Origin of the sequence: Phaeobacter sp. (assembly GCF_022825805.1) — a bacterium.
Classification (GTDB): Bacteria; Pseudomonadota; Alphaproteobacteria; order Rhodobacterales; family Rhodobacteraceae; genus Phaeobacter.
Genome location: NZ_JAJDWC010000025.1, coordinates 26060 through 32848, shown reverse-complemented (window position 1 = coordinate 32848; position 6789 = coordinate 26060). Strand labels below are relative to the sequence as shown.

Below are 6789 nucleotides of genomic sequence, written 5' to 3'. Positions count from 1 at the left end.
GCGAATACACGTCTTCGAACTTCATAAGTCGAACTTCCTGTAACACTTCTGTCCGCTTCATAACGCCTCCTTTCGGAGACATGATAAAACCGGACAGATCGCATGTTACCTACACCGGACATATCGCTTGTTAGCGACAGTATTTGTCCCGGAGTGGTTGACGTTTGGCAAAACCGGGATTGAGTGGATGCAAACCACACAGCCCGGAGAAAAGATCCCATATCTGGTCAGCTCCAATCCCTATGAGGGCTATGAAATCCAGCCGTTGGTAGAAGTGCTGCCCGAGGCGCTTTCCGTTGCTAACACCAACGTCTGGAGCCAATCGGTTACCCTTGCAGCGACTGAAAACTGGTCAGGCCTCTGCTTCGATCTGCGCAAACTCACCGCTGCCGAAAGCGCTGGTGCCCTCGCCCGGCTGGAGGCTATCCAGCCGATGTTTGATGCGCGCAATATTGAAAGCTGTGTCACAATCGCCCCAAGCCAGATCGCAGGGTTGAGCTCTGCCCGGCAGCTTCCTGACCGCGTGATTGTACCTGCTCTGCAAGACCAGGACCGACTGACCGAACGCAAAGAATCGCCTGCTCCCCTGACCTGGTTTGAATCGGTGCTGGCGGACGCAAAATCGGTCATCCCCTCTGAGCGTTTGGTCATCGGCATGCCCACAGGCGGTGTCCACTGGACCTCCGTGTCAGAAACGCCACGCTTCATCAGCTATGCAAACGCCATGGCCAAAGCTGACCAGTTCAGAGGCTTTGCTGGCTTTGACGCGGATCAGGCGCATGGGTTGATATCCTTCATGGATCAGGACGGCGCGCGCAACATGATCTGGTATTTGGACGCGGTCAGCCACTACAGCCAGTTGTTGGCTTTGCACACTGCAGGCATCGACTCCGTTGCGATGTGGGGACTGGGACAAGAAGATCCATCGATCTGGCCCCTGCTGTCCCACCCAGACGTTTTTTCTGATCGTGCTGCCGACAGTCTCAACAACATCGATCTGGGATCGTTTGTATCCTACCGCGGCGAAGGCGCCTTTATCCGCTTTGGCGAGGACAGCCGCATCGGACGCCGTCATATCGATCGCGATCCAGAAACCAACCGCATTTTGAAAGCCGAAACGAACCCATTGCCCGTGCCGATGGTGGCAGAGCTCTATGCCGCGCTCCCGGACAAAACCATCTTGCTCACCTTCGATGATGGTCCAACCGAAACCTACACGCGCGATATTCTCAACATTCTGCGGGACGAGGATGTCTCTGCCACGTTTTTCATGGTCGGCAACCACATGTTTGAGCAAAAGGCGCTGGTGACCGAAATGACCAACGCCAATATGGATTTTGGTCTGCATACATTCAGCCACCCTGAAATGGACAAGGTCAGCCCAGGTCGGGTGAAGGTGGAACTGGCCCTACAATCACGCATGTTTTCCTGGATGACAGGCCTGTCCCCCGTGGTTTTCCGCGCTCCTTTTGTTCGCGGCCCAGGTCCGCTCGAAGGGGAGTTGGCGCGGCGCATCAAGGAAATCGTGGATCAGCGATACCACCTGCTTGGCGCCACAATCGTGCCGCCAGATTGGCGCGATCTCAGCGCGGAGCAACTGGTTGAATTCACTTTGGACAAGCTGGATGGCACTGGCCAGGTCATCATGCTCCACGATGGTGGTGGCAATCGGGCGACAACGGTTGAGGCGCTCCGCATGTTGATCCCCGAGCTCAAGGGACGCGGGTATGAATTCCTGACACTGCAAGAGGCCATGACGCAGGTCGGCCCGGCCTATGAAACCCGCGAAGTCAGCTCTCTGGAAACATTTGAATCACTGGCGTTTTCCGGTGTGGGCAACAGTGTCACCTGGATCAGCTATCTTGTGCCATTTGCTGTACTGCTGGGCGTGCTACGAGCCTTGGCCCTATTCATCATGGCGATCCGGGCCAAACGGCTGGCGCAAACCGATCTGCGCTGCAGAACTGGCGATTTCACCCCCCCTGTCACAGTGGTGATCCCTGCGTTCAACGAAGCAACCGGTATTGTCCAAACAATCGACAGTGTGCTTGCATCCGACTATCCGCATCTGTCGGTTCTAGTGGTCGACGATGGATCAACAGACGGCACATATGATCTGGTTGTCGAAACCTACATACGGGACCCAAGAATCCAGATCCTGCGCCAGCCAAACGGTGGCAAATGGAAAGCCGCCAACCTGGCGTTTTCCCACGTCACAACCGATTTCGTCGTCGCCATCGATGCCGATACGATTGTCGCACCAGATGCCATCCGACGTCTGTTGCAACCCATGCGGCAAAGCGATGTTGGCGCGGTGGCGGGTAAGGTGATGGTTGGCAATCCCAACAACCTGCTGACCAAACTAGAAAAGCTGGAATATACAGTCGCCCAAAACATTGATCGCCGCGCCTATGAAACCATCAATGCCATCATGGTTGTGCCTGGCGCATTCGGAGCCTGGCGAACCGACGCAGTGCGCGCCTGCGGATACTACTCCAGCCAGACTTTGGCAGAAGACACCGACCTGACCATCTCTTTGCTGAAGAACGGATATAAGGTGCGCGCCGCCGAACGCGCCTATGCCTACACAGAAGCGCCTGCATCGGTTGGCACGCTGATGAAGCAGCGGATGCGTTGGTCAATTGGGATCCTGCAATCGGCCTGGAAGCACCGCAAAACCATTCGCCAGGGTCATGCCGTTGGCTTGATCGGGCTGACTGATCTGGTTTTGTTTGGTGTGGTCATGCCACTCTTGGGGCCGATCATTGATCTGCTGATGGTGCTGATGGTCGTGCGGTTTGTTGGGAGTTTTGATGGCTCAAGCTTCAACGCATTTTCAACGCATGACTACCTTGTCATGGGAATTTTCCTGTCGCTTCCGATGCTGGAAATGATCATGGCGGACTATGCCGTAAGATCAGAGCCCTCTGTCCCACGACACATGGTATTCCTGTTGCTGCTCAACAGACTGATCTATCGCCAGTTGCTGATCATCAACGTCTACCGCTCTTTGTGGCGGATTATGACCGGCCGACTGACGGGCTGGCATAAGTTGCGCCGCATGGGATCCGTACGTGCCCCCAGACGGCAATCTGTGGCTGCAAGGTCTGTAAGCGGCTAGGCTCAGATACTCGGGTGTTGGCCAAAAGTGGGACTGTGAAGCGTCTGCTGAGTATCAGGGCAAATCGCTTGACCTGATGCGCGGGCGTTCCACCGCCTCGCATCCTTTTTGCCAGACGCCAACAAAAAAACCTGCCCGGACCAAGATCCGGACAGGTTCATCACCAATCGTGGGCACGGTCAGTTGCCGTCGTCACCCCCACCTGACAGCGCGTTTGGGTCAAACGCACCGCCGAACCCAGAGCCACTGTCTTGCTCTGGCGCGGCATCTGCACCCGTATCAGGATCATCTGTGCTGCTGTCACCGCCAAGCGCACTTGGAGCGAAAGCACCACCGAACCCCGAACTATTGCCACCGGCAGCAGGTTTGGACTGTCCACCAGTGCTATCAGCACCGCTTTCCGCCTCTTCTGCTGCTCTGCGCGCGGCTTCCTCTGCGCGGCGCTGACGCAATTCCTGAATGCGCTGTTCTGTCTCCAGACGCTTCTGCTCACGAATATCAGCGATACACTGCTGCGGACTATAGACCGTCGCAGTACCCACTGTCGCAACTGTCAGACAGGCCAAAACAACCAGGCCAACAGCCGCCCAGTTTGAGCTGAAGAAGTTTGGCAGACGCATACGGCCACTTTCCAGCTCTTCAACCGTTGCATCCTTGCGTGCAGCAGCCACCAGCTCCTTGCGGCGAATGTTAGCTTCATTGGCAAGGGCCGCAAAAACCGTCAACACAACGATGATGAACGCCAAGGCCGAGATCGCGGGGGTGATCCCATAGCGGACTTTCTGTGCCAGCTCGATCGTCAACGTTGGATATTCACCGAAAGTGAAGGTCGTGGTGTTGTAGTTTTCGAACGAAGCCAGGAACGCAAGCACAGCGGCAGAAGCAATTGCAGGCTTCATGAAGGGCAGCAGCACTTTGCGAAACGCCTGAGTGTGGGTTGCCCCCAGATCCAGTGCCGCTTCGGTCAAGGCGATATCATACCGCTGCAGACGCGCCACCAACACCAACATGCAGTAGCTGGCAATAAAGGTCGATTGACCAATGATCGTCAGGAACAAACCGTTGGACAGGAAGCTGTCCACACCCAGGCCCAACATACGGTTGATGCGATCCCAGAACACCAGTGTTGAAATGCCCAGAACCACCCCGGGGATGAGGATCGGTGCGATGATGATCGTGTAGTATGTCGCCCGCAATTTTGGCCAGATCTGCGTCAGCATCAACGCACCCGCCAGCCCCATTGCCACAGACAAAACCACCGTGCCTGCGCCAACCAAGATCGAGTTCCAAATCCCGTTCAGGATACGTTCATCCTGAAACAGTGCAGAAAACCATTCAAAGGTCAGGCATTCCCACGGGGATGCACGTGGAAACTCCGGTGAATTGAAGGCCGTAACCGACATGATCACCAGTGGGCCCAGCAGGTAGGCAAAGAAGATTGCCAGATAGAACCAAACGCTCAGGCGAAGGAAGGAGAAGCTCTTCATTTGCCAATATCTCCCATATTCACCTTGAACAGGCGCATGATGGCCAGCACCAGCAGGATACAGGTCACCAGCAGAACCACCGCATAGGCTGCGCCCTGTGGCCAGTCAGAGTTGTCATTGAATTGCTGATAGATCAGCTGCGTGAACCACAGGCTGGAGGGCCCCCCAAGAATCTGCGGTGCGGCCAAAGCACCCGCTGACAGCATGAAAACCATTGTACAGCCGGAGCTGATGCCCGGTTTGGCATAGGGGATCACGACCCGGCGATGGATCATTGGCCAGCTGGCCCCCATATCCCGCGCGGCCTCAATCTGATTACGGTCGAGGCTTTCGATCACGTTGTAGATCGGGAAGATCATCAACAGGATGTAGGCGTACCCCAAACCGGCATAGAGCGCGATATCATTGCGGATGAAATCAAAGGGCGTATCGAATATCCCGAGGCCCACGAACAGATTGTTCAAAACACCCGTTTCGCCAAAGATGATACGCAAGGCAAACGCCCGGAGGATTTCATTGATCCAGTAAGGGATGATCAGCATCAGCGCAAAGATGCGGATGTGATTGCCCTTAGTCTGCGCCAGATAATACGCAATCGGATAACAGAAGATCAGGTTGAAGACCGTTACACAGACCGCGGCCACGAGGGTGCGGAAAAACACCCGCAGGTCCACAGCGTTGTAATCCTGGCTCCCGCCTTCAGGGCCGAAGATCAGATATTTGTAGTTCTCCAGAGTATAGACATCTTTTGGTCCACCAATCTCCGGAGGCGGCAGGTTCGGGCGGAACGAAAAGTCGAGCATCGACAGCTGGGGCAGTATGATCAGGCCGATGGTCCAAAACAGGACCAGACCCAGCATCAAGCTGCCCATGCCGACACCATTCCTTTTGAAGAATTCCTTCAGGAAACTTGGCATGGTTCAGCCCCTCTCATTCCGCGGCCAGTTCACCCGCGGGTACGGCAACAGCATTCTGCGTCTCATACTCCAGCGTGATGTTCTGACCGGTGTGATCTTCGAAAGACTGCCCGAGGTTCGGGATAGAGACTTTCAGCTCCTTGCCGCCTTCGCCTTCCATGAAGATGTTGAACACATTGCCCTCGAACTCCTCATGATTGACGCGCGCCGTAATGAAGTGGTCCCCCGTTGCCCCATTGGGCGCCAAGGCAAAGGCTTCGGGGCGGATGAACATCATCGCATCATCGCCTTCGGCCATTTTGCCCTGATTGGCAGACGAAATCCTCGCCACCAAATCACCTGACCGATTGGTGGAGATCAGTGCTTCGTCGCCCATGATACGTTTGACTTTGCCTCGAAAGACGTTGTTTTCACCAACGAAAGAGGCGGCAAATGCGGTGGCGGGATCGTTGTAGATGGTTTTCCCATCTGCAATCTGATCGATCACACCGGCTTTCATAACTGCGATATTGTCCGACATTGTCAGCGCTTCACCCTGGTCATGGGTGATGTAAATAAAGGTGATCCCAACGCGTTGCTGGATCTCCCGCAGTTCGGTCCGCATGTGCTGTCGCAATTTGAGATCAAGCGCAGAAAGCGGCTCGTCCAGCAGCAGCACGTCAGGCTCTGCGCAGAGCGCGCGTGCAATGGCCACACGTTGCCTCTGTCCACCAGAAAGCTCCGATGGCAGTTTGTCGCCCTGGCCCGGCAAAGCGATCATATCCAGCAATTCGTCTGCCCGCTTCCGCCGCTCCTTTGCGGAGGCGCCTTTGATCTCCATCGAAAACGTGATGTTTTCCCAGACCTTCATCAGAGGAAACAACGCGAGGTTCTGAAAAATCAGCGCTGTTGGCCGTTTGTTCGGGCCAATACCACGCATGTTGTTTCCACCGATCAGGACGTTGCCTTCGCTGGGCTCCAGAAACCCTGACACGGCGCGCAGTATGGTTGTTTTACCGCAGCCGGATGGGCCCAAGAACGAAAAGAAGTCGCCCCCATTAATTTTGACATTCGCATCGCGGACCGCGACGAAATCTCCAAAGCGGATCCAGAGGTTTTCCAGATCTACGCCAACCCCAGCACTCATTTGGCTTCTCCTTCGGCGCAAGATCCCGCCCCGGTGGCGAACCACCGGCTGCCGCATCACTGCATCCGATTGATAATATGTTGAATTTTGCCGAACGGCATGTGTCTGGCCCCCAGAAGATGGAGGCCAGTCTGTTGT

General features: G+C 55.5%; 4 protein-coding genes. 1 reads left to right on the top strand and 3 read right to left on the bottom strand.

Translation table 11 applies throughout. The features are described 5' to 3' along the window. The first annotated feature begins 187 nt into the window (after positions 1-187). On the top strand, positions 188-3121 hold the full coding sequence (locus Q0C28_RS02580) for a glycosyltransferase (protein WP_293573084.1): 2934 nt from the start codon (positions 188-190) through the stop codon (positions 3119-3121). A 179-nt stretch (positions 3122-3300) separates the two neighbouring features. On the opposite strand, the gene Q0C28_RS02575 is transcribed toward Q0C28_RS02580, so the two are convergent. From Q0C28_RS02575 to Q0C28_RS02565, 3 genes are read right to left on the bottom strand one after another with little or no spacing between them, the layout of a single operon-like run. Then, on the bottom strand, positions 3301-4608 hold the full coding sequence (locus Q0C28_RS02575; RefSeq protein WP_293573083.1) for an ABC transporter permease: 1308 nt from the start codon (positions 4606-4608) through the stop codon (positions 3301-3303). Further along, positions 4605-5525 (bottom strand): ABC transporter permease, encoded by a 921-nt coding sequence (locus Q0C28_RS02570; RefSeq protein ID WP_293573082.1) that lies wholly within the window; start codon positions 5523-5525, stop codon positions 4605-4607. The genes Q0C28_RS02575 and Q0C28_RS02570 overlap by 4 nt, the downstream gene beginning before the upstream one ends. 13 nt (positions 5526-5538) lie before the next feature. Continuing rightward, positions 5539-6651: an ABC transporter ATP-binding protein gene (locus Q0C28_RS02565; protein WP_293573081.1), complete on the bottom strand. Its 1113-nt coding sequence runs from the start codon at positions 6649-6651 to the stop codon at positions 5539-5541. Positions 6652-6789 lie beyond the last annotated feature (138 nt).